At 67.0% G+C, this 21,914-nt stretch carries 21 protein-coding genes and 1 tRNA gene; 5 read left to right on the top strand and 17 right to left on the bottom strand.

Annotated elements, in window-relative coordinates:
* Positions 1–3 precede the first annotated feature (3 nt).
* From ACXJKC_RS15820 to ACXJKC_RS15795, 6 genes are all read right to left on the bottom strand, one after another.
* Positions 4–1,440, bottom strand: coding sequence for an amidohydrolase family protein (locus ACXJKC_RS15820; protein WP_456697701.1), 1,437 nt, complete (start codon positions 1,438–1,440; stop codon positions 4–6).
* Positions 1,437–2,381, bottom strand: coding sequence for an SDR family oxidoreductase (locus ACXJKC_RS15815; protein WP_456697700.1), 945 nt, complete (start codon positions 2,379–2,381; stop codon positions 1,437–1,439). Before ACXJKC_RS15815 ends, ACXJKC_RS15820 begins: the two co-directional genes overlap by 4 nt.
* A 187-nt stretch (positions 2,382–2,568) precedes the next feature.
* On the bottom strand, positions 2,569–3,036 hold the full coding sequence (locus ACXJKC_RS15810; RefSeq protein WP_456697699.1) for a MaoC/PaaZ C-terminal domain-containing protein: 468 nt from the start codon (positions 3,034–3,036) through the stop codon (positions 2,569–2,571).
* A complete protein-coding gene (locus ACXJKC_RS15805; protein WP_456697698.1) occupies positions 3,033–4,076 on the bottom strand; it encodes an ABC transporter permease in 1,044 nt (347 codons plus the stop codon). The genes ACXJKC_RS15810 and ACXJKC_RS15805 overlap by 4 nt, the downstream gene beginning before the upstream one ends.
* Positions 4,073–5,593 (bottom strand): sugar ABC transporter ATP-binding protein, encoded by a 1,521-nt coding sequence (locus ACXJKC_RS15800; protein WP_456697697.1) that lies wholly within the window; start codon positions 5,591–5,593, stop codon positions 4,073–4,075. Before ACXJKC_RS15800 ends, ACXJKC_RS15805 begins: the two co-directional genes overlap by 4 nt.
* Positions 5,594–5,596: 3 nt before the next feature.
* The gene (locus ACXJKC_RS15795; protein ID WP_456697940.1) at positions 5,597–6,757 is read right to left on the bottom strand and encodes a sugar ABC transporter substrate-binding protein; all 1,161 of its coding nucleotides are present in this window, start codon (positions 6,755–6,757) and stop codon (positions 5,597–5,599) included.
* A gap of 178 nt (positions 6,758–6,935) precedes the next feature.
* Between ACXJKC_RS15795 and ACXJKC_RS15790 the strand changes: the two genes are divergently transcribed.
* Positions 6,936–7,871 carry a fumarylacetoacetate hydrolase family protein gene (locus ACXJKC_RS15790; RefSeq protein ID WP_456697696.1) on the top strand — a complete coding sequence of 312 codons (936 nt, stop codon included), beginning with the start codon at positions 6,936–6,938 and terminating at the stop codon, positions 7,869–7,871.
* Positions 7,872–7,893: 22 nt separating this feature from the next.
* On the opposite strand, the gene ACXJKC_RS15785 is transcribed toward ACXJKC_RS15790, so the two are convergent.
* The 5 genes from ACXJKC_RS15785 to ACXJKC_RS15765 all read right to left on the bottom strand — a co-directional run bounded on the left by ACXJKC_RS15785 (position 7,894) and on the right by ACXJKC_RS15765 (position 13,502).
* Entirely contained in the window at positions 7,894–8,586 is a 693-nt protein-coding gene (locus ACXJKC_RS15785) for a GntR family transcriptional regulator (protein ID WP_456697695.1), read from the bottom strand.
* Positions 8,587–8,725: 139 nt separating this feature from the next.
* On the bottom strand, positions 8,726–10,252 hold the full coding sequence (locus ACXJKC_RS15780) for an AMP-binding protein (protein WP_456697694.1): 1,527 nt from the start codon (positions 10,250–10,252) through the stop codon (positions 8,726–8,728).
* Between the two features lie 35 nt (positions 10,253–10,287).
* The gene (locus tag ACXJKC_RS15775; protein WP_456697693.1) at positions 10,288–11,127 is read right to left on the bottom strand and encodes a mycofactocin-coupled SDR family oxidoreductase; all 840 of its coding nucleotides are present in this window, start codon (positions 11,125–11,127) and stop codon (positions 10,288–10,290) included.
* Complete coding sequence (locus ACXJKC_RS15770) at positions 11,124–12,014, bottom strand: SMP-30/gluconolactonase/LRE family protein (protein ID WP_456697692.1); 891 nt, start codon at positions 12,012–12,014, stop codon at positions 11,124–11,126. The genes ACXJKC_RS15775 and ACXJKC_RS15770 overlap by 4 nt, the downstream gene beginning before the upstream one ends.
* A 60-nt stretch (positions 12,015–12,074) precedes the next feature.
* Positions 12,075–13,502, bottom strand: coding sequence for an amidohydrolase family protein (locus tag ACXJKC_RS15765; protein ID WP_456697691.1), 1,428 nt, complete (start codon positions 13,500–13,502; stop codon positions 12,075–12,077).
* Positions 13,503–13,798: 296 nt separating this feature from the next.
* On the opposite strand from ACXJKC_RS15765, the gene ACXJKC_RS15760 reads away from it, so the two are divergent.
* Positions 13,799–14,719: a LysR family transcriptional regulator gene (locus tag ACXJKC_RS15760; RefSeq protein ID WP_456697690.1), complete on the top strand. Its 921-nt coding sequence runs from the start codon at positions 13,799–13,801 to the stop codon at positions 14,717–14,719.
* Positions 14,720–14,744: 25 nt separating this feature from the next.
* Here the strand turns inward: ACXJKC_RS15760 and ACXJKC_RS15755 are convergent, their stop codons facing one another.
* The 3 genes from ACXJKC_RS15755 to ACXJKC_RS15745 all read right to left on the bottom strand — a co-directional run bounded on the left by ACXJKC_RS15755 (position 14,745) and on the right by ACXJKC_RS15745 (position 16,635).
* Positions 14,745–15,983 carry an amidohydrolase family protein gene (locus ACXJKC_RS15755; RefSeq protein WP_456697689.1) on the bottom strand — a complete coding sequence of 413 codons (1,239 nt, stop codon included), beginning with the start codon at positions 15,981–15,983 and terminating at the stop codon, positions 14,745–14,747.
* A gap of 171 nt (positions 15,984–16,154) precedes the next feature.
* The gene (locus ACXJKC_RS15750; protein WP_456697688.1) at positions 16,155–16,292 is read right to left on the bottom strand and encodes a hypothetical protein; all 138 of its coding nucleotides are present in this window, start codon (positions 16,290–16,292) and stop codon (positions 16,155–16,157) included.
* A 40-nt stretch (positions 16,293–16,332) separates the two neighbouring features.
* Positions 16,333–16,635 carry a hypothetical protein gene (locus ACXJKC_RS15745; protein ID WP_456697687.1) on the bottom strand — a complete coding sequence of 101 codons (303 nt, stop codon included), beginning with the start codon at positions 16,633–16,635 and terminating at the stop codon, positions 16,333–16,335.
* Between ACXJKC_RS15745 and ACXJKC_RS15740 the strand changes: the two genes are divergently transcribed.
* A complete protein-coding gene (locus ACXJKC_RS15740; protein ID WP_456697939.1) occupies positions 16,620–17,054 on the top strand; it encodes an NAD(P)H-dependent oxidoreductase in 435 nt (144 codons plus the stop codon). The two genes, ACXJKC_RS15745 and ACXJKC_RS15740, sit on opposite strands and share 16 nt — an antisense overlap.
* Before the next feature lie 173 nt (positions 17,055–17,227).
* On the opposite strand, the gene ACXJKC_RS15735 is transcribed toward ACXJKC_RS15740, so the two are convergent.
* Positions 17,228–17,314, bottom strand: a tRNA-Ser gene (locus ACXJKC_RS15735).
* A 111-nt stretch (positions 17,315–17,425) separates the two neighbouring features.
* Here ACXJKC_RS15735 and ACXJKC_RS15730 point away from each other — a divergent pair.
* Positions 17,426–18,046, top strand: coding sequence for a nucleoside/nucleotide kinase family protein (locus ACXJKC_RS15730; RefSeq protein ID WP_456697686.1), 621 nt, complete (start codon positions 17,426–17,428; stop codon positions 18,044–18,046).
* Positions 18,047–18,168: 122 nt separating this feature from the next.
* Positions 18,169–20,112 (top strand): amidase, encoded by a 1,944-nt coding sequence (locus tag ACXJKC_RS15725; RefSeq protein ID WP_456697685.1) that lies wholly within the window; start codon positions 18,169–18,171, stop codon positions 20,110–20,112.
* A 79-nt stretch (positions 20,113–20,191) separates the two neighbouring features.
* On the opposite strand, the gene ACXJKC_RS15720 is transcribed toward ACXJKC_RS15725, so the two are convergent.
* Together ACXJKC_RS15720 and ACXJKC_RS15715 are read right to left on the bottom strand one after the other, a co-directional pair.
* The gene (locus tag ACXJKC_RS15720) at positions 20,192–20,800 is read right to left on the bottom strand and encodes a CE1759 family FMN reductase (protein ID WP_456697684.1); all 609 of its coding nucleotides are present in this window, start codon (positions 20,798–20,800) and stop codon (positions 20,192–20,194) included.
* Positions 20,797–21,888, bottom strand: coding sequence for an LLM class flavin-dependent oxidoreductase (locus ACXJKC_RS15715; protein WP_456697938.1), 1,092 nt, complete (start codon positions 21,886–21,888; stop codon positions 20,797–20,799). The genes ACXJKC_RS15720 and ACXJKC_RS15715 overlap by 4 nt, the downstream gene beginning before the upstream one ends.
* Positions 21,889–21,914: the final 26 nt, after the last annotated feature.

Below are 21,914 nucleotides of genomic sequence, written 5' to 3'. Positions count from 1 at the left end.
CGATCAGTCATCGAAGTCGATCGCGTCGTGCGGCCAGCCGACGGCGTCGAGCAGGTAGTCGTGCGACTCCTCCACGAGGCGTCTCATGCGCGCGGCGTCGAGCCCGATCAGCTCGCCTCCCCACTTGCGAACCCGGCCGTTGACGATGACGGTGTCGACCGAGCCGATGTCTGCTCCCTGGACGATCGTCGACAGCACGTTGTTGCGCGGCAGGAGCGGCAGTCGTCCGACGTCGAGCAGGACGATGTCGGCCTTCTTGCCCGGCGTCAACGAGCCCACGACGTCGCCCAGCCCGGCGTTGGCAGCGCCCTGCTGCGTGGCCGACCTCAAGACGTCCCGCAGCGATGCCGCACGTGGCCCGCCCCGGTGCTCGTCGACCCGCTGGAGCAGGTACAGCGCGCGCATCTCGCTGAACATGTCGACGCCGTAGGTCATCGGGTTGTCGTTGCTCAGCCCCGGTCGGAGCCCCTGGTCCACCCACTCCGTGTAGGGGACCTGCCCGTACCGGAACTGCGTCTCGATGCGAGGGCAGACGTTGACCTGGGAGCCCCCGTCGACGACCGCCTGCCGCTGATCGGCGGACAGGAAGTTCGCGTGGTTGATCGCCTCGCGCCCGTCCAGCCAGCCCTCGTCGTAGAACCGCTGGATCGGCTGGGTCTCGATGCCGCTGTCGAACGAGATCCAGACGTCGAGGTCCTTGCGGAGCCTGAACAGCTCGGTGTTGTCGTCGAGCCCCGCGGTGAAGAGCCGCATGCTGCGCATCGGGTCGTCCGCCGAGAAGAAGGTGTCACGCAGCCGGAACGCATCGTTCGGCAGGTGTTCCGACCACAACCCGTAGCGCGGCGAGCCGACCGCGTGCACACCCCGCACACCGGCGTCGAACATCGCGTGGACACCGGCGTCGGAGTGCTCCGGGGAGCGGGCATTGTGCATGTTGTCGACCACCGTCGTGATGCCGCCGTCAAGCGCGGTCAGCAATGTCGCGAGGGTGCCGGCGTAGATGTCCTCGGGCCTGCAGGCCGGGGCGAACAGCTGGTGCGCCGCGTGCATGTAGCTGCGGCTGGACGTCGGCGCGGCGTTGACGGCGGCGACCGGGTCAGTGGTGGTCTGGGCGACGTTCTCCGGGATGATCCGACCGAGCGCACCCTCCCAGCAGTGGATGTGCGGATCGCAGAATCCCGGCATGACGATGCGGTCACGTGCATCGATGACCGTCGCTCCGTCCTCGGAGAGGGAAGGACCGATCTCGGCGATTCGATCCCCCACGATCAGCACGTCGCCGACGGCCAGGTCGCCCACGCGGTCGTCCATCGACAGGATCGAGCCACCTTTGAGCAGGATGCGCTCGGCTGGCTCGATACGCGTGTCGTCTGCTGCGTGACGCTCGATCAGCGCGCGGACCTGCTCGCCGACGTCCGCGCGGCTCTGGAGGCCGGTCACGCGCCCTGGCGATCGAACGTGGCGGTTGTGTAAGCGCCAGCCTCGATGTCCTCGATCAAGGTCGGCCCGGTCGGGGTCCAGCCCAAGGCCCTGCGCGTCAGCTCGTTGGAAGCCGGGATGTCGAGTGCGACGAAGCCGCGCAGGATCCCGAGACTCTCCGCCTCCGTGTCGCTGAGGGCGCGCGACGGAAGGTCGAGCTGCCGCCCGAGCGCCTCGGCGATCTCCCGGAACGGCACACCCTGCTCCCCGACGGCATGGATCACCGTGCCGGCCTGCCCGCGCTCGAGGAAGTCGACCACGAGGGTCGCAGCGTCGCTGCGGTGAACCGCCGGCCACCGGTTGCTGCCGTCACCCAGATATCCGGAGACACCGTTGGCCACGGCGGCGGCAGCGATCATCGAGATGTAGTTGGGATCGTCGAAGCCGTGGACCGTCGTCGCGAAGCGCACGACGCCCGATCGCACTCCGCGCTCGGCCAGGTCGAGGGCGACCTGCTCTGACCGGAACCTCTCGCTGGGTCCTCCGGCGGGTGTGCCGCGGTCGGTCTCGGCGACCATCTGTCCGATCGCCACCCCGCCCGTTCCAGAGGCGACGAGGAGCGGGCCGCCACCTTCGGACAGGACGTCCCCGAACACCTCGATCGCCTTCAGGTCAGCAGCGGCGGCGGTGTCGAAGTCGCCCGCGAAGGCAATCTCGTGCTGAAAGGCCAGGTGGGCCACACCGTCGGCCTGGGCCGCGCCCTCGCGCAGGCTGTCGAGGTCGTCGAGCGAGCCGCGGTGCACCTTGGCGCCTGCCGCGCTGAGTCGCTCGGCCGAGGCGGCCGAGCGGGCCAGGCCGAGCACGGCGTGCCCCCGCTCCACGAGCTCGGCGACGACCGCGGAGCCGATCCAACCGGATCCTCCGGTCACGAAGATGCGCATCTGGTCACTGCTGGTGGTCATGGTGTCGTCCTGTCGCGTGAGGCGTGAAAGGGGTCGGTCTGCGCCTTCACGGGCAGCACCGAGTGCGAACGTAACAGCGGCCGAGGAGGCGCGCTAATGCCGATTCGCTATGCCAGCCATTCCTTCGACCGATGGCGATACTGACTGAAATTGCAGTTGTTTTTCGTGGGTCTGCAGCAGGTGGACGTCACTGGTCCGGCCTAGCAGCGACCATGAGTCCGATGCGTCCGGCCTGCACCGACTCGTCGCGCTGGTTGAGCAGCACGAGGGAGCGGTCAAGCACGCCGGAGACGCCGCTGCTCGTGCGCCGGACACCCACGATCTGGACCTCGCACCTGACCGTGTCGCCGACCATGACAGGGGCGAGGAAGCGCCACTCGTCGATGCCGAGCAGAGCGATGGAGCATCCGTCGAAGACGCCGATGCGTGACACCAGCCCCATCAGGACCGAGAGGCCCAGCAGGCCATGGGCGATCGGCGCCCCGAAGCGTCCGGTGGCGGCATGGACGGCATCGGTGTGTACCGGGTTCGTGTCCCAGCTCCATCCCGCGAAGGAGACGATGTCGGCCTCCGTCACGGTCCGTCCCTGCGAGACGAACCGTTGGCCCACCTCGAAGTCCTCCAGCCACCACGTCGCCGCGTCGCGGCGTGTCATGCCGAGGCCCTGCGGCGTCCTGCGACAGTGGCGATGACGACCGCGACCAAGAGGCTTCCGCCGTTGACGGCGGGCTGCAGCCAGCTTGCCGCCCCGAGCAGCGTGAGACCGTTCACCACGATGGCCACGAACAGCACCGCGACGATCGTGCCCGGCACGTTGAACGATCCCGGCCTGATGACAGTGGCACCCAGAAAGGCGGCCGCAAGAGCGGGCAACGTGAAACCGGGTCCGACCTGCGGGCTCGCGCTCCCCGCCAGCGCCACCTGCAGGATGCCCGCCAGCCCAGCGATGACACCCGACGTGATGAAGCTGGCCAGGGTCAGTCGGTCGACGCGGAGTCCGACCAGCCTGGATGCTCGCGCGTTCGCCCCCACGAAGTGCAGGTGTCGACCGACAGGGGTCTGACTGAGGAAGTAGTGCGCGATCAGACTCACGGCGACGACGTAGAAGACCGCGCGCGGCACGCCCAGCCATGAGCCGCTGCCCAGCGAGATCAGGCCGCTGGGGATCCCCGAGACGATCGTCTGGTCGTCGGTGTACCAGGACACTCCGGCCTGGATCAAGGTGGCCGTGCCGAGCGTGACGATGATGGCCCCCACGCCGAGGTAGGCCACGAGCACCCCGTTGACGGCACCGATGCAGGCTCCGACCAGGACCGCGATCACCATCGCTGGGACCAAGGGCATGCCCTGGAACGAGCACAGACCGGCTGCCACGACTCCCGTCAGACCTGCGACGGGACCCGCCGACAGGTCGATCTGACCCGTGATTAGCGGCATGATCGACGCGATCGCGATCAGCGCCACGACGGATTGGTTGCCCAGCAGCGCCTGGATGTTGGCCGTCGACGCGAACGCCTCGCGCGACTCGGCCAACGAGGAGAAGAGGACCGCCATGGCCACCGCCAGGATCACCAGGGCGTACTTCTCCAGTGCGGCGACGGCGATGCGCCGTGCGCCGTCGGCCCGCGAGCCCCGAGCGGACTCATGAGCCGTCGTCGGCTGGGTGTCGGGCGCGGTGTCGTTCGTCATCGTCATGAGGCTTCTCGATCCTGGCTTGGGGAGGTGTAGGTCAGTGCTGTCAGTCGGGGCCGGTCGATCGCCCCGTGGTCGAGGATCGCCACGAGACGTCCTTCCGCCATCACGGCGATCCGGTCGGCGATCTCGACGAGCTCCTCGTAGTCCGTGCTGTGGACGACGACGCACGACCCGTGGTCGGTGAGCTGCCGGACGAGACCCCAGATCTCGCTCTTGGCCTTCACGTCGACGCCTTGGGTGGGGTCGTCGAGCAGCAGGACGCGAGGCGAGAGACGCAGCCAGCGGGCCATCACGACCTTCTGCTGGTTGCCCCCCGAAAGAGTCGACATGTCGGGATTTCCACTTCGGCGCCTCACCCCGTGACCGTCGAGAAGGCGCTCGGCGTCGACGCGATACCGGTGGGTGGCGAACCGACCCCGGCGCCAGAAACCTCGCAGCGAGCCCACGCTGACGTTCTCGTGCACACCGAGCCCCGTGAGCACCCCGTCGTTGAGTCGGTCGGACGGGACGAAGCCGATCCCCGCGTCCATCGCGGCGGTCGGGTCGTCATGGTCGATCGCCACCCCGTCGACGGCAACGGTTCCACTGGAGGGGATGAGCCCGAACAACGCCCGAAGCGCCTCCGGCGCGCCGCAGCCCTCGAGGCCGGCGATCCCGACGATCTCGCCCGTCCTGACCTCCAGGTCGAGGCGCTCGACTCGTTCGGTCGACAGGCCGGTGACCGCAAGCCGCACCTCCGACCCGACCTGATGGTCGTGCGCCGGGTAGACGCGGTCCATCTCGTCGCCCGCGACGAGCGTCAGGAGGTCGTGCACCGTCGTGGAGTCGACGGTGCGGCGCCCCGCCACGTGCCCGTCGCGCAACACCGTGACGTCGTCTGCGACAGCTCGAATCTCCTCCAGCCGGTGACTGACGTAGATCACGGCGTGACCCTGCGCGGCGATCCTGCGCACCCGGTCCACGAGCAGCTGCATCTCGTGGTCGGGCAGGGTCGCGGAGGGCTCGTCCAGGACCAGGACACCAGGCTTCCCGCGCTTCTCGATCTCGGCGAACGCGCGGGCGATGGCGACGAGTGCCCGCTGCGCGGGGCTCAGCGAGGCCACGACGGCTCTCGTCGAGATGCCGACCTCGAGCGCGTCGAGAGCCTTGCGCGCTCGAGCATGCAGCTCCGTCCAGCGGATCTGGGGTCCGCGCGTGGGCCACGACGACCCCGAGAAGTTCTCGGCCACCGTGTGCTCCGCGAACAGTCCGAGGTCTTGGTGGACGAAGTGGATTCCCGCCCGATGAGCATCGCCGGCACTCCACCCGTCGAGGGTCATCGCCTGCCCTCCACGCTCAAGCCGCCCGTCCTCGGCCGTCACCACCCCGGCGAGCACCTTGATCAACGTCGACTTGCCCGAGCCGTTGCCTCCCAGGAGGGCGTGGACGCGCCCGGGTTCCAGGTCGAGGTCGACCCCAGCCAGGGCAAGGGTCGACCCGAAGGCCACTCGCACGCCTTGGAGTCTCAGGACAGCCATGGCTCAGCGTCCCCAGCTCTGCGTGTAGATCGCCTTGTAGTCCTGCAGCGGCTTGCCGTCAGGTCCGACGTTGCCGTCGTAGGCCTCACCTTCGGGAGGGAGGTTGTGATCCTTGTCGATCGTCTGGAGCCCGATGCCCGAGTCGACATCCGGCTGCCCGGCGAAGATGCGGTTGAGCCCGTCGATTGCGGCCCAGCCGACCCAGCCGGCCGGCGACCCTGCGTCCATCGTCTGCGTGCCCTTGCGGATCAGCGCGATGCTCGATGCCAGACCCTCCATGCTCGTCAGGGTGATCGGGCGTCCGGCCTTCAGCACGGCCTGACCCACGCCGAGGCTGACCGTCGCGTCATACGGTGCAGCGACCGCGTTGACGTCCGGGTGCTGCACGAGCGCCGCCGACACCTTGCTCGAGAAGGAGCCGTCAGCGAAGTCCTGGAGACTGATCTTCAGCGTGTAGGTCTTGCACGCCGCGCAATCGTCGAGCACCTTCTCGATGCCGTCGGCGATGTACTTCGGCGCCTGCTGATCGTCCTCACGCAGCAGCAAGGTCTTCGGCGCTCCGTCGTGCTTGGCGATGAGGTAGTTGGCCATGGCGGGGCCGATCCCGTTGAGGTAGCGATCCTTGATCGACGTGTACCCGTGATACGTGATGTCGCCGTCGAACAACGGCTTGCCGCCGCCCTCGTCGCAGTCGAACGAGTCGATCCCGTAGATCTTGATGCCCGCGGCCTTGGCGGCCTTGAGCGGTTCCTGCACGACGTCACAGCTCACCGAGATGAGCAGGATGCCGTCCGGCTTGGCCGCCGTGGCGCTGCGCACGCACTCTCCGTACGTCGTCGGGTTGAGCTTGCCGTCGCAGGTGGTGCTGGTCCACCCGATCGCCTTGACCGCATCGGCGGCAGCTGCACCGGGGGTTGAGCAGCCCTCAGCCGCCTGACCGCACGAGACGATCCAGAGGTCCTTCCCCTTGGCCGCGGCCGGACCTTTGCTGGGCACGTCTCCGTCGGTGCCGCCGTACCCCTTCTTGAGCGCGGCCTGAGCAGACGCCAGGTCGTCGGCGTTGCCGGACCCGCCGCCGCCCGCCTCTGAACCGGACCCGCACGCCGCCGTCAGCGCCGCGATCAGCAGTCCTGCCGCCGCGACCGAAAGTATCTGAGATCTCATCACGTTGTTCGCCCTCACCAGTTGTCCCCGAATGCCTGTCGAGGGTCGTTTCTATCAGTCTGTGATCTGGCGCACAATAGGTATCTATAGATATTTGGAGATTAATCTGTAGATTTTGGGGAGTGCATGTGACAAAGTAGCGGTCGCACGAACCCCTTCGAAGAATCGAGAGTCACAGATGCGTTTCGTCACCTGCACCACAGCCGCGCACGGAGATCTGGTCGGCGTCGTCTCGGACGACACCGTGCAGACGCTCGAGCCGGGCGTCGCGCTGATCGACCTCTTGGGCGATGACGGGGAGCGGCTCCACGAGGCAGGCAGGCGAGCACTGTCCGATCCGTACGTGGTGCTCGAGCGTGCGGACACCACTCTGCGAGCCCCCATCCCCGAGCCGCGGAGCATCCGAGACTTCATCACGTTCCAGACCCACATCGAGGGCACCGCACAGCTGGCCGGGCTGGGCGCCAAGCCCGACGACATGTGGTTCGAGATCCCGGCGTTCTACTTCACCAATCCGCACGCCGTGGTCGGACCCCACGACGACGTGCCGCTCCCTCCCGGCTGCGAGCTGTTCGATCTCGAGCTCGAGGTCGCTGCCGTCATCGGCAGACCAGGACGCAATCTCACGGTCGAACAAGCAGAAGACCACATCATCGGCTACACAATCCTCAACGACTGGTCAGCCCGCGACGTCCAGTTCAAGGAGATGCGCGTCGGCCTGGGACCCGCCAAAGGCAAGGACACCGCCACCACCCTCGGCCCCTACCTCGTCACCAAAGACGAGCTCGAACCCCACCGCACCGGGTCCACCTACGACCTCACCATGCAGTGCCACATCAACGGCGAGCTGCTCGGCACCGACAACGTGTCCAACATGGCCTGGACGTTCCCCCAGCTCGTCTCCTACGCCAGCCGCGGAACCCAGGTCAAAGCGGGCGACGTCCTGGGCTCAGGCACCTGCGGCATGGGCTGCCTCGCCGAGCTCTGGGGCCGCCATGGCTATGACGCCCACCCGCCTCTCGGCATCGGCGACACCGTCACCCTCACGGTCGAAGGCCTCGGCCAGACCATCAACACCATCACTGCCGGCGACCCCGTCCATCCCCTGCGCTGAACGACCCGCGCCACTCAGGCGCTCACGCGCCGGTGGTGCCAGCGCTGTGGTCGAGCACCGCTGCCACGGGCACGTACGTGAGGTTCAGGTGCCCCGACAGCGCCGTCGCAGCGGCGTCGGCGTCACCGGACATCACGAGCCTCGCGAGGTTATTGTGCTCGTCCCGGACACGCTCGCGCAGGGAGTTCGCGTTGGCCAGGTTGCGGTACCTCGCCGAGGTCGCCGACAGCATCTGGGTGATCTTGAGCAGCCAGGCCGAGTCGCAGCCCGCGAGCAGCGAACGGTGGAACGCCTGGTGCACCTCCTCGTACTCCTGGCTCATCAGGTCGGCAGGGTTCTTGCGCGGGCGGTACCAGGTGTTCAGCTCCTTGAGCTGCGCGCGGATGTCGCGCTTGAACTGCGGTGTGGCATGCGCCATGCTCCGCCGAAGCGCCCACGGCTCGAGCACCTGACGCAGCTCGTACAGCTCCTCGAGCTCCTGACGCGTCGCTGCGCTCACCCGCACACCTCGCTGCGACGAGTAGCTGACCAGACCCTCGGCCGTGAGGCGCTGGAACGCCTCGCGGATCGGCGTCGGGCTGACGCCCAGCTCCACGGCCAGGATCTCTGCTCGCAGCTTGGTCTCAGGCAGGTACTTGCCCGAGACGATGCCGTTGCGAAGCTCGTCGACGATGCGCTCGATGCGCGGGGTCGGTCCGGTGGCCAGATCGGTCACCGGCTAGCCTCGGCGTGAATATCTACAGAGAATCGTCGAAGTCTACTCATGGCCATACCCTACGCGCACACGACTCTGAGGACGTGTCGACGCGGGAGTCGACTGGCCATGACACGGCCAGACGCGAGTCGGGACCGGTTCAGTTCACCCCGCGCGACAGCCCCGCCCAGTAGGGCTCACGCAACTTGAATTTCTGCAGCTTTCCCGTCGACGTCCGCTCGAAGGCGTCGCGGAACTCCACGGCCTTGGGACACTTGTACCCGGCCAGACGCGTCCTGCAGTGGGCCACGAGCTCCTCGCGCGTCACCGCATCGTCTGCGAGCACGACCAGCGCCGTGACCAGCTCGCCCCAGCGCTCGTCCGGGACGCCGATCACGGCGGCCTCGCGCACACCCGGGTGGGACATCAGGGCGTCCTCCACCTCGATCGAGGAGACGTTCTCCCCACCGGACACGATGATGTCCTTCTTGCGGTCGACCAGCGTGAGATAGCCGTCCTCCATCGTGCCGCCGTCTCCGGTGTGCAACCAGCCGCCCGCCTGCACCAGTGCCGTCCCCTCGGGATCGTTCCAGTACCGCGCGAGATTGTGGTTGGACTGGACGAGCACCTCGCCGTCGCCGTCGATGCGCACCCGGACCCCGACGGCCGGCGCTCCCGCCCGGCCCAGTCGCACCGCCTGCTCCGCCGGTGCCAGGTCACGCCACTCCCGGCGCATCCTCGACATCGTGAGCAGCGGGGAGGACTCCGTCATGCCGTAGATCTGGATGAACTCCCATCCCAGCTCGTCACGAATCCGCTCGATCGTGCGGGTGGGCGGCGGCGCACCAGCCACCACGACGCGGACGCGGTCCCTGCCAGGCACCTCTCCCTCCCAGTCGGGCAGTGCGTCGAGGATCATGTGCATCACCGCCGGAGCGGCACACAGCAACGTGACGCCCTGCTGCTGCACCCGCTCGAGGATCTCCCGACCGTCGACCTGACGCAGGATGACGTGCTTGCCTCCCATGCCGGTCACGGCGTAGGGCATGCCCCAGCCGTTGCAGTGGAACGTGGCCAGCGTGTGCAGGTAGACGTCGTCGTCGTTCACTCCCAGCTGCCAACCGAATGTCGTGGCGTTCAGCCAGAGGTTGCGATGGGTGAGCTCGACACCCTTCGGGCGGGCCGTCGTGCCCGACGTGAAGTTGATCGTGGCGGTCGCCGACTCATCCCCCTCCCACGGGGTCGGAGCGCCGGCGTCGCCCCAGAGCTCGTCGTCGTCCTCGCCGATGACGAGGACCCGGGGTCCGGTGATCTGCTCCACGAGGTGCCGCAAGGCTGGGTCGAGCACGAGGATCTCGGCCCCGCTGTGGTCGACGATGTACTGCACCTCGTCCGGCGCCAGCCGGAAGTTGATCGGCACGAGGACCCGGCCGTAGCCGGAGACCCCGAAGAACGACACCAGCAGTCGCGCACTGTTCTGCGACATCACGGCGACCCGACCTCCCACCGCGACGCCCATGCGATCGAGATTGGCCGCCTGCGCCTGCGCCAGGCGATCGACGTGGGCGTAGGTGAGGCTCCCCCAGGAGGGGCCTGGCTGGTCGGGCTCGTCGACGATCGCGACCCGGTCGGGGTACACCGTCACCGCGCGGTCGAGAAAGTCTTTGACGTTGAGGGGGTACTGCATGATCTGCTGTGGCTCCTAGGAAGTGAGGTCGGTTGTCACGTGTGGTTTGCCGCGTATCCGGCGCCGACGTCCAGCGTTCCCCCTGACACGTACCGAGCCTCGTCCGACGCCAGGAAGACTGCCGCCGCCGCGACGTCCTCGACCGGAAGCGCTGCGATGGGCATGTGATGCAGCCCGAACGCGAGGATCTTCTGGTCGACGTCGGCGTCGGTCGGGTTCTCCAGCTCGGGGTTGAAGAGCCGGCGCAGGTGGTCGTTGCGGATGATGCCGGTGTCGACCAGGCCCGGGTTGAGGATGTTCGCGGTGATTCCGTGCGGACCCAGCTCCTTGGCGGCCGACTTCACCAGACCGATGACGCCCCACTTGGCAGCCACATAGCTCGCCATGTTGGCCCCACCGTGCCGACCCATGCCCGACGCCGTGGCGATGACTCGTCCGGAACCCCGGGAGATCATGTGCGGCGCAACCGCCTTGATGGAGTTGAACGTGCCGGTGAGCATCGTGTCGACGACCACAGCGAACTCGCCGGCCGTCTGGTCGACGATCGGCTTGCCGACGAAGACGCCGGCGTTGGCGACCAGGATGTCGACCTGACCGAAGTCGGAGATCGCGCCGTCGACGACCGACTGGACCGCATCCAGCTCACGGACGTCCGCGACCCTGGCGATGCACCGTCCGCCGACCGCCTCGACGGCCGCGACCGTCTCAGCGAGATCATCCGGTGCGTTCATCGGATACGGCACGAGCTCGTGCTGCGCGTCGATGTCGCACACGACGACGTCGGCCCCCTCGGCGGCCATGGCCACGGCGTGCGCGCGCCCCTGGCCACGCCCACCGCCGGTGATCACGGCGACCTTTCCCTCGAGGCGTCTCATCGGGCCAGCGCCACGTCGACCCGCGTCGCGAACAACGTCGAGTGCCGGGTGTCGTCGCGCTCGGCCTCCACCGGCCCGTTGAGGGACGTGGCGAGGAACAGTGTGCGCCCGTCGGCGCCGCCGAGGGTCACGTCGTAGATCTGACCTTCGGGCACCGCGACCTCCTGGAGCACCTCGCCTCCCTCGCGCATTCGCAACGCGCGGCCGTGGAAGGCGTCGGCAACCCAGATGGCTCCTTCGGCATCGGGCTCGGCCAAGCCGTCCGGTGTCACGTCGAGCACCGGGATGACCTCGGCGAGCTCGAGGGACGTCGGGGTGTCGCCGAACCTCGCCCACTCGCGACGGTTGCTCAACGAGCCGTCGGGCTCCACGTCGAACGCCGTCATGCGGTTGACGAACGTCTCGGCGACGACGAGCGTACGCCCGTCGCACACGGCGCCGTTCGGGAACCACACGTCAGTCGCCACGACCTCGGCGTGACCGTCCGGATCGGCCCGGACCAGCACGGCGGCATCCATCGGCGCACCGGCGGCGATGTCGAAGCCGAAGCAGCCCACCCAGCACCGACCCTGCGGATCGACCGCCATGTCGTTGATCTGGCTGTTCGCGATGCCCCGGAGGTCCGCGTGAGTGACCACGGTCCCGTCGGCCTCGCGCCGGACGATCTGCTGATCACGCATCGACACCGCGAGCAGCCGACCGTCCGGGAGCGAGCCTAGTCCCGACGGCTGACCCGGCACGTGCGCTTCGATCCGGGCGTCGGAACCGTCCTCCTCTACGCTGATGACGCGCTGCGTGTAGCAGTCACTCACCCACAGGCGGCCGTCAAGCCAGCGTGAGCCTTCCAGGAAACATGCGTCCTTTAGGACGATGGTCAAATCGGTCATGCACTACTCCTCGAACAGGTCATGGGGTGGGTCAGCCGTCGACAGGCATGGGCCGCCGGCTCAGTCATCGAAGTCGATACGGTCGTGCGGCCAGCCGACCGAGCTCAGCAGGAAGTCCCGGGACTCCTCGACCAGGGCGCGCACGTGCTGGACGTCGACGCCGAGGAGTCGGCCGTCCCACTTGCGGATGCGTCCGTCGACGAGCACGCCGTCGACCGAGCCGATGTCAGCGCCCTGCACCACGGACGAGACCACGTTGTTGAGCGGGAACAGCCGCAGGTCGCCCGCATCGAGCAGCACGATGTCGGCCTTCTTGCCGGGGGTGAGCGAGCCGACGACGTCGGAGAGCCCGCAGTTGTCCGCTCCCTTCTGCGTCGCGGACTGCAGGATCTCGCGCAACGACGCCGACTTCGGACCGCCACGGTGCTCGTCGACCCGCTGCATCGTGTACAGCGACCGCATCTCGCTGAACATGTCGATGCCGAATGTCATGGGGTTGTCGTTGCTGATCCCGGGCCGCAACCCCTGGTCGACCCACTCGGTGTACGGGATCTGCCCGTAGCGGAACTGCGTCTCGATGCGCGGGCAGACGTTGACCTGCGCGCCGTGGTCGATGATTGCCTGCCGCTGGCTGGCTGACAGGAAGTTGGCGTGGTTGATGGCCTCGCGACCGTCCAACCAGCCCTCGGCGTACAGCTGCTCCACTGCCTGGCCTTCCATACCGCTGTCGAACGAGACCCAGACGTCGAGTTCCTTGCGAACCGCGAGAAGCTCGGTGAGGTCATCGAGTCCCACGCCATAAAGACGCATCGTGTACAGGTCGTCGTCGCTGCTGAAGTACTTCTCCCGCAATCGGGCGGCACCCCGCGGGAGGTGCTGCGACCAGTCCCCGGAGCGTGGGTGGCCCACAGCGTGGACCCCACGACCGCCGGCGGCGAACATGGCCTCGACGGCCGCGTCAGAGTGCTCGGGAGACCTGGCGTTGTGCATGTTGTCGACAACGGTCGTGATGCCCCCGTCGAGCGCCGTGAGGAGAGAGATCAGCGTTCCCGCGTAGATGTCCTCGGGGCGGTGAGCCGGTCCCAGGAGCCGGTGGGCCGCGTGCATGTAGCTACGGCTCGACGTCGGAGCACCGGCGACGGGGTCGTCGGTCGTCTGCGGGATGTTCTCCGGGATGAGGCGACCTAGGGTGCCTTCCCAGCAGTGGATGTGCGGGTCGCAGAACCCGGGCATCACGATCCGACCCCGCGCATCGATCACCGTCGCTCCCTCGGCCTGGAGCGAGACACCGACCTCGGCAATGCGATCCCCGACGATCAGGACGTCTCCGACGCCGAAGTCGCCGATTGTCTGGTCCATCGTCAGGACGGCTCCGCCGCGCAGCAAGATGCGCTGGTCCGGGTCGACCGTGGTTGTCGAGGAGTGCCGGTCGAGCAACGCCTCGAAGGCACGCTCGGCGGCGCCGGGGTCGGCAGTTTCGATGGGCATGAAGGGGTGGTCCTCTCGCTCGGCACAGACCGCCGCGGCAGGCCAAAACGCTTCCAGTGGCGGGCTCTGCGGCGTCACAGACCTGAAACGTAACAGCGTGGCGTGGGTCACGCCAATGCCGAATTCTCATGTCCCACATCAGCCGAATGAATGGCGAGTCCGAACGCGCCGAGCGCTCCAACAAGCGCCATGACGGAGCACGGACAACTACACTCGCGGTCCAAGGCCGATCCACTCGAGCAGTCCCCAGGACGCTCGATCGGACCCGACGACAACCCTGCAAGCAGATTGATGACATGGAAATCAGGCAGTTCGAGTACTTCGTCGCGATCGTCCGCGAGGGCAGTATCAGCCGCGCGTCCCGACGACTGCATGTCAGCCAGCCGGCACTGAGCAAGCAGATCCAGTCACTGGAGCACGAACTCGGCGTACAGCTCCTGACCCGCGTGCCCGAAGGAGTCGTACCCACCGACGCCGGACAGCGTCTGAGCGAGATGTCCGACTTCATCCTGAACTACATCAACGACATCCGTTCGTCTGTGCTGGAGGCCGCGACCGACCTGCGCGGCACCGTGTCGATCGGCGTCTCGCCCTCGCTCATGCCCGAGCTCGCCCAGCAGCTGACGGGAGCCTTCGCCGAGAAGCATCCCCAGCTGGAGGTGCAGCTGACGGAGGGCCTGCCCATGTTCCTCAGCGAGTGGCTCGACATGGGTCGACTCGACGTCGGCATCTTCACGCGCTGGGCGCCGCACGACGACCTGCCTCGTCTGGAGTTCACCGACCTCGCGCTCGACGAGGTACTGCTGGTGGGCACGCCTGACACACTCGCGATCCCCCCAGGTCATGCGATCGGCACCCAGGATCTCGGCTCTGTCCCCCTGGCCCTGACGCCGGGGTTCCGAGACCTGCTGCGGACCGGCCTGCGGGGCACCGACACTCCCGAGCCGGTCAACGTCACCGAGATCGACTCGTTGCACATGGTGCGCAATCTCGTGCTTCGAGGCGAGTACTGCTCGGCCCTGCCCTATGCCTACGTCAGGGACGACCTGGTCGACGGGTCGCTCGTGGCTACCTCCTTCGAACCGGCCATCCATCGCCAGATCGTCGCTGTGACCCGAGCGGGACGCGGCCGGAGCTCCGCGGTCCGGGCCATCATCTCTTCGGCGAGAAGCCGGCTGGTGGAGCTCGAGCTTTCGCGGGCGGCGGAGTCGCGCTGAGTCCGCCGCCCGCGACCGGGTTCGGCTAGCGGCGATCGACCACGACGTCGCCGTTGAGCACGGTCATACGGAGCTGGCGCAGGTTGCTGATGTCGTCGAGTGGGCTCGCGCCCAGCAGGATCAGGTCCGCAGTCTTACCGACCGCCACCGTCCCGATGTCGCCACGGTCCAGGTGCGCGGCGGCCTCGCTGGTCGCGGCCACGAGGACCTGCTCCGCCGACAGGCCCGCCCCGACCATGAGCTCGGCCTCCTCAAGAGTGTTCTCGCCGAATTTCCCTCGCCCGGCGAAGCTGTCGGTGCCGCACACGATCCTCACCCCGGCGTCGCTGACGAGCTTGGTGTTAGGCGTCGAGAGGGGATGCATCTCGCCCTTGATCCACAGCGTCGGCGTATAGACGACGCCGCGATCGCAGATCATCGCGACCAGCTCCTCGTCCGTGATGGGATCGAGGGTGATCCCGTGCTCCAGACCGTCCGCCCCCGCCTCGACGGCCTCCCTTGCCGCCTCCTGCTGCACCGTGTGGACCGTCACCCGCAGGCCGCGCTCGTGGGCTGCGGCCACACCGGCTGCCAGGACGTCCTGCGGAAGGCGGACGAGCTCGACCTCGACCGGGAAGACCGGGTTCTGCCAAACGTAGGACGGCGAGCCGGGGCGGCAGCACCCACCCTCGGAGACCAGCTTGATGGCGTCGACGTTGCGATCCGCCAGCTCGTGGACCAGGTCGCGCATGGACTGGGGGCTGTCGACCTCTCCCACCGCGGCCTCCGAATAGAACCGATTGCCTCCAAAGACGGTCGAGATGGGGTGCCCGTCACGTCCCGTGATCGAACTGCCGGTCACCAGCAGTCGCGGACCGCGAAGCGATCCCGCCGCGATCTGCGCCCGCACGCCGAGAATCTCGGTCGTGGGGTCACCCACTGACTTCACGGCTGTGACGCCGTGCTGCAGGAACAGCTCCAGGACCGCCGGCACCTCGTTGTCGAGGTAGTCGCGCATCGACTCCTCGTCCGTGATGCGCACGAAGTCGAACAGGTGCATGTGCGTGTCGATCAGTCCTGGCATCAGCCAGCCTCCGTGCCCGTCGACCACGGTCGCGCCTTCCAGCGGCGTGTCGGAGACGGCGGCGATCATGCGTCCCTGGATGCCCACGTGGTGGGTGCCAGGCAGCTCCGTGCGGCCGTCGAAGACACGACAGTTGGCTATCACCAAGTCGTAGGAGGTTCCGCCGGTGCGGGTGTCGCTGGAGTCGTCGATCAACGTCATGCCAAGTCCTGTTCGTCAATGCCCTGGAGTTCCAGGATCGCGCCGAACGTAGCAGCGGATCTGCCCTGCACAGGCATACGAATTCGGCATGCTAGGCATTCCGCGAACTCATGTTCCCCCGCCTCAGCTCACCTGCCCGGGGATGTCCTGGACGCGACCGCGGAAGGTCGTTCAGTATGCGCCGGACGACACGCCCAGCTCAGCGCGCAGGTGCAACTGCATCGACTCGACGGTGCCGAAACCGGAGTCGGCGGCGATCCGCTCGATGGGGAGGTCGGTCTTCTCGAGCAGAGCACAGGCTCGTTCCACGCGCTGGTGGACGAGCCTTGCGGCTCGGCCACCGGACGGGTCAAGTACTGCGACTGCCCACCGTCCCGGTGGGGCGGGACCAGCGTACTGCGGGCCGCCTCGTTGGCGACCGAGGTGCCGAAGTCGGCGCGGATGCGGGGATCACGACGCTGTCAGCCTCGTCGAGCGCCCTGGGCCCGTGCGGGACAGCGATCGTGAAGTCGGCGTCGGTGGCGATCTCGCCCGGGCTAAGCGAGCACGTCACGACCTCGTACAGGTTGCTGCCCGCATCGCTGACCGCGTGGCCGAACAGCCGGTGGACGATGCTCAGCTCGAACGGCAGGACCCCTGGCCGGACCAGCACGGCGACGCAATGACGGCCGTCACGTCTCCGCGGCCGACTACGCACACGACCCGGCCGAGCGGCTTCACGTCGCTACCGCTGCCAAGGAGGCAGTCCAGCGCGGCGTCCTGAGCAACGACATCCGCGCCGAGCAGGACAAGGTCGACTGGGCTGACGCCATCGTCATCCAGTTCCCCATGTGGTGGTTCGGCATGCCAGCCATCCTGAGGGGTTGGTTCGAGCAGGTCTTCGTCCAGGGCTACGCGTACGGGCTGACCGACGAAGCGCAGGCGGCTTCGATGGCGCTGACCGAACGGGTGCTGTCCCTCACCACGACCGATCCCATCAGTTTCCGACCCATCAGCGACTACGACAGCGATTTCGTGTTGCGGCCTGAGCTCGCATCCAGTGAAGGCGGACTGAGCATCCATCGCGACTAGCATCGCCGTACCCACTCAACAACGTCGCTGTGGCCGTGGGATCCCCCGCATGGCAGCCCGAACCTCTCCGACACTACACAGATGCGGGCACATTGTGTTTAGCGAGCACAACATATCGCATAGAGGCTCCACTTCTTCCTGCAATATCAGGGAGAAGCGGAGCCTCTGTCGTGCGGTGACGGTGGGATTTGAACCCACGGTAGGCGTGAACCTACACAACATTTCGAGTGTTGCACCTTCGGCCGCTCGGACACGTCACCGCGAAGAACCTTACCCGACGGTTACGAGGCCTACCCCGTCGGGGGACGCGGGCCATCGCACCACAATCGTCATACCGTGGATCAAGCCATTCCACTTTCCGAGGAGTCATCATGCCGTCGGTCGACGAACTCGTTGCCCGGGCGTCCGCACTCCCACGTGAGGGGCGCATTCTGCTTGGCATCTGCGGGGCACCGGGCTCGGGCAAGACCACCCTCGCCAGGAAGCTGGCGACCCGTCTGACCAACGCCGGACTCCCAGCGGTCCGTGTCCCCATGGACGGATTCCACCTTTCTGACGAGGTCCTGAGACAACGCGGACTGCTCGACGTCAAGGGTGCGCCTCAGACATTCGACGCGCATGGATATCTTTCGTTGCTGCGACGACTGCGTCAGGAGCTCGGCCATCCGGTCTACGCTCCGGGCTTCGAGCGCGATCTCGAACAGCCGATCGCAGCGGCCATCGCGGTCGATCCAGGAGTGAAGGTCATCGTCACGGAGGGCAACTACCTCCTCGACGCCGAAGAGCCCTGGTCGCAGGTCAGGACCGAGCTGGACGAGGTGTGGTTCAGCGACCTCGACGACAACCGTCGCCGGGCCCGGTTGGTCGATCGGCACGTCAAGTTCGGCAAGTCGCGCGATGAGGCCCAAGAGTGGGTCGACCAGGTCGACGAACCCAATGCCGTCAGGGTTATCGCACGGCGCGAGGAAGCTGATCTCATCATCGAAGAATGACCGGAATTCCAATACTTCCCGCCTCCAGGAAACATCACGGATACACACGAAATCCCCAGGTCACAACAGTGACCTAACTTCTGTCTCAGGCAACATCGACATTGGTGAGACAGGGAGCGCTCGTGCACATCAGTACCCCAGGAAGTCCAGGACGATCCGGTCGACGGGCGGTCGCATCCATTGCGACGGCCGCCCTCATCGGTAGCACCGTCATCGCGGCCTCGACCGCGCCCGCAACCGCGGCGACGGCAGTTCGCCCAGACGTCGTCGAGCTGACGATCGCGCAGACGACCAAGCTGCTGTCGAGTGGCAAGACCACCTCGGCCGCGCTGGTCAAGGAGTACCTGGCCCGCATCGCCGCCTACGACGGCGACACGACCACGACACCGGGCCTGCATGCCGTCATCGCCTCGAACTCCGCGGCAGCAGCCGATGCCATCGCACTTGACAAGGAGCGAGCCGCCGGCAAGGTACGCGGACCACTGCACGGCGTCCCGATCGTCGTGAAGGACAACATCGATCTGTTGGGGATGCCGACGACCAACGGCGCCATCGCATTCGCGACCTACAAGCCCAAGAACGACTCCACCGTCGTCAAGAAGCTGCGCGCGGCCGGTGCCATCATCATCGCCAAGACCAACCTGTCGGAGTTCGCCTGGAGCGGAAGTGACGCCAAGAGCGGGCTCGGCGGCGAGGTGCGTAATCCGTACAACCGCGCCAAGACATCGAGCGGTTCCAGCGGTGGCACGGCATCGGCCGTCGCTGCGAGCTATGCGACCGCAGGTCTCGGCACCGACACGTACGGCTCGATCCGCAACCCCAGCGGCAATCAGGGACTCGTCGGCGTACGCCCGACCCACGGCCTCGTCAGCCTGACCGGCGTGACCGCGCAGATCTCGCCGCTCGACACGGTCGGCCCCATGACCAAGTCGGTCGAGGACGCCGCGATCATCCTCGACGCGATCGCGGGCTACGACCCGAGCGACCCGTACACCAAGAAGACCATCGGCAAGGTGCCCGAGTCGTACGTCGACGAGCTCAGCACCAAGTCCCTGCAGGGCAAGAAGATCCTCACCTTCACGAATGCGCGCTTCCACGGCGGCACCAACACCAACCGGCCCGAGGAGCGAGCCGAGGTGGCCGGCATCCAGGCCGCGGCCCTGGCCGAGATGGAAGAACAGGGCGCAACGGTCGAAGAGGTCGAATTGACCCCAGAGCAGATCACGTCCATCAGCGGACGTGGCTGGGTCGGCTTCGGTCACTACCTCGACGAGTTCTTCGCCGGCAACGATGCCGTCTGGCCCAAGGGTCTGGCCGCCAAGGCCGAGCCGATCGACGAGCTCACGACGGCCGACTACGTCGCGGACGGCCGCTACACCGACCAGATCGCGCCCGATGCCAGCTGGCTGCTGTCGACCGTCGACGTCACTCAGCAGACGCTCGACACCCAGCAGGCTCGCGAAGCGTCGGCGCGCGCCGCCTGGAAAGACCTGCTCAACGGCTACGACGCCGACGCTGTCGCCCTGCCCAATGACACCCTCGCCGCGAGCGATGTCACGGCAGACCCCGCTGGCTACTCCGAGTCGTCGACCAACGCCGGATACGCATCAGGCCTCGGCGTGCCGGCCATCGCGGTGCCCGTCGGCCAGACCGCAGCCGGCCTGCCCGTCAGCGTCCAGCTCATCGGCGCACTGTGGTCAGAGGCCGACTTGCTGTCGTACGCCTACGACTACGAGCAGGCCACCCACCTGCGCAAGGCGCCGAAGACGACCCCCGAACTCAGCCATCCCAAGGCGATGACGGTGACGACCAAGGTCAAGGGGACGCGCAAAGTCGGACGCACGTTGGTCGCCACGGCGAAGACCCGGTCGGGCAGCAGCACCGTCACGGGAGCGAAGGTGATCTACCGGTGGACCGCCGCGGGCAAGTACGTCGGCAAGGCGCGCTCGCTGCGACTGACCAAGAAGATGGTCGGCAAGAAGATCCGCGTGCGGGTCACGGTCAGCAAGTCGGGTTACATCACGGCGAGCAGGACACATCTGGTCGGCAAGGTGCGCAAGAGGTAATGCTCCGTCGATCCCAGAACGGCAGTTATGACGTCGTTCTGGGATCGACCATCAGGCTCGACGACTCAGCTATCACGCCTCAACCAGCCGGGTTCGGATTGGACGCCGCGAGGAACGTCTCGCTGAACAGATCGAAGTCATCGTCCTTCGCGCGTCCGGTCCCGGCGCCCTTGAGCAGGCTGATCAGCTCGCTCGACGCCCGGTCGATGCGCGCGTTCAGCGCATTGGCCCCTTCGGTGCCCCAGTCGTGCGAGGACGCGAAGACACCCGTCGGCACCACGAGCGCCTGCAAGTAGGCGAACAGCGGACGCAGGGAGTGGTCGATCGCCAGCGAATGGCGCGCGGTACCACCGGTCGCCGCGAGCAGAACCGGCTTGCCGATCAGCGCGTCAGCGTCGAGCACGTCGATGAACGACTTGAACAGTCCCGGATACGACGCCTTGAAGATCGGCACGACCACGACGAGCCCGTCTGCGGCCACGACCTTGTCGATGACATCCTGCAGTCGAGGCGCCGCGAAACCGGTCAGCATCGCGTCGGTGATGTCATGCGCCAGTTCACGCAGTGACACGACCTCGACCGAGACGTCACCCGACTGCTCCTGCAGCGACGCGACGAACCGGTCGGTCAGCATCCGGGTGCTCGACGGATCGCTCAGGCCCGACGAGATCGCGACAATGCGCGTCATGCGTTCACCTCCGTGGTTTCGACAGCGGCGGCCACGCGAGCAGCGTGGGTCGGAGCATCCGGGACGTTTGCGGGCCGCCGAGCTGCGAACTCAGCACGCAGCGTCGGCAACACCTCCCCGAGCTCGTCGAGCTGTTCCAGCACGAGCTTGAGCGGCAGGCCCGCGTGATCCACGAGGAACAGCTGGCGCTGGTAGTCACCGAAGTAGTCGGCGAAGGCGAGCGTCTTCTCGACGAAGTGCTGCGGGCTGCCGACCGTCAGCGGCGTCTGCGACGAGAAGTCCTCCAAGGACGGGCCATGCCCGTACACAGGGGCATTGTCGAAGTAGGGCCGGAACTCGTTGATCGCGTCCTGGCTGTTCTTGCGGATGTAGAACTGTCCGCCGAGCCCGACGATCGCCTGCTCCGGATCGCCGTGCCCGTAGTGGGCGTAGCGCTTGCGGTAGAAGTCGATCAGCCGGATGTAGTGCTCCTTGGGCCAGAAGATGTTGTTCGCGAAGTAGCCGTCGCCGTAGTACGCGGCCAGCTCGGCGACCTCGGGCGTACGGATCGAACCGTGCCAGACGAACGGGGCAACACCGTCGAGCGGGCGCGGCGTGGCGGTGAATCCCTGCAACGGCGAACGGAAGTTGCCCTCCCAATTGACGACGTCCTCGTCCCAGAGCTTGCGCAGCAGGTGATAGTGCTCGACGGTCAGCTCGACTGCCTTGGAACCGTCGTAGCCGAACCACGGGTAGACCGGCGCGGTGTTGCCGCGGCCGAGCATGAGGTCCATACGGCCGTCCGACAGGTGCTGGAGCGTCGCATAGTCTTCGGCGATCTTGACCGGATCGTTGGTCGTGATCAGCGTCGTGGACGTCGACAAGATGAGCTTCTCGGTCTGCGCAGCGATATATGCCAACGTCGTGGTCGGCGAGGACGGAACGAACGGCGGGTTGTGATGCTCGCCGGTCGCGAACACGTCGAGCCCGATCTCCTCGGCCTTCTTGGCGATCGTGATCGTGTTCTTGATGCGCTCGTGCTCGGTCGGCGTCGTGCCGTTCGTGGGGTCGGTCGTGAGGTCGCCCACCGTGAACAGTCCGAACTGCATGCCGGTCATCTCGTCTCCTTCAACCA

The sequence above is a fragment of the Aeromicrobium sp. P5_D10 genome, assembly GCF_054049535.1.
The sequence above is the reverse complement of the archived record's forward strand: the minus strand, read 5'-3'. Positions and strand labels throughout refer to the sequence as shown.

Bases quoted from the DNA above. Each gene is read 5' to 3' on its own strand.
- ACXJKC_RS15815 (WP_456697700.1), bottom strand. From the start codon at position 2,381: ATGACCACCAGCAGTGACCAGATGCGCATCTTCGTGACCGGAGGATCC.
- ACXJKC_RS15810 (WP_456697699.1), bottom strand. From the start codon at position 3,036: ATGACACGCCGCGACGCGGCGACGTGGTGGCTGGAGGACTTCGAGGTG.
- ACXJKC_RS15805 (WP_456697698.1), bottom strand. From the start codon at position 4,076: ATGACGATGACGAACGACACCGCGCCCGACACCCAGCCGACGACGGCT.
- ACXJKC_RS15800 (WP_456697697.1), bottom strand. From the start codon at position 5,593: ATGGCTGTCCTGAGACTCCAAGGCGTGCGAGTGGCCTTCGGGTCGACC.
- ACXJKC_RS15795 (WP_456697940.1), bottom strand. From the start codon at position 6,757: ATGAGATCTCAGATACTTTCGGTCGCGGCGGCAGGACTGCTGATCGCG.
- ACXJKC_RS15790 (WP_456697696.1), top strand. From the start codon at position 6,936: ATGCGTTTCGTCACCTGCACCACAGCCGCGCACGGAGATCTGGTCGGC.
- ACXJKC_RS15780 (WP_456697694.1), bottom strand. From the start codon at position 10,252: ATGCAGTACCCCCTCAACGTCAAAGACTTTCTCGACCGCGCGGTGACG.
- ACXJKC_RS15775 (WP_456697693.1), bottom strand. From the start codon at position 11,127: ATGAGACGCCTCGAGGGAAAGGTCGCCGTGATCACCGGCGGTGGGCGT.
- ACXJKC_RS15770 (WP_456697692.1), bottom strand. From the start codon at position 12,014: ATGACCGATTTGACCATCGTCCTAAAGGACGCATGTTTCCTGGAAGGC.
- ACXJKC_RS15765 (WP_456697691.1), bottom strand. From the start codon at position 13,502: ATGCCCATCGAAACTGCCGACCCCGGCGCCGCCGAGCGTGCCTTCGAG.
- ACXJKC_RS15760 (WP_456697690.1), top strand. From the start codon at position 13,799: ATGGAAATCAGGCAGTTCGAGTACTTCGTCGCGATCGTCCGCGAGGGC.
- ACXJKC_RS15755 (WP_456697689.1), bottom strand. From the start codon at position 15,983: ATGACGTTGATCGACGACTCCAGCGACACCCGCACCGGCGGAACCTCC.
- ACXJKC_RS15730 (WP_456697686.1), top strand. From the start codon at position 17,426: ATGCCGTCGGTCGACGAACTCGTTGCCCGGGCGTCCGCACTCCCACGT.
- ACXJKC_RS15720 (WP_456697684.1), bottom strand. From the start codon at position 20,800: ATGACGCGCATTGTCGCGATCTCGTCGGGCCTGAGCGATCCGTCGAGC.
- ACXJKC_RS15715 (WP_456697938.1), bottom strand. From the start codon at position 21,888: ATGCAGTTCGGACTGTTCACGGTGGGCGACCTCACGACCGACCCCACG.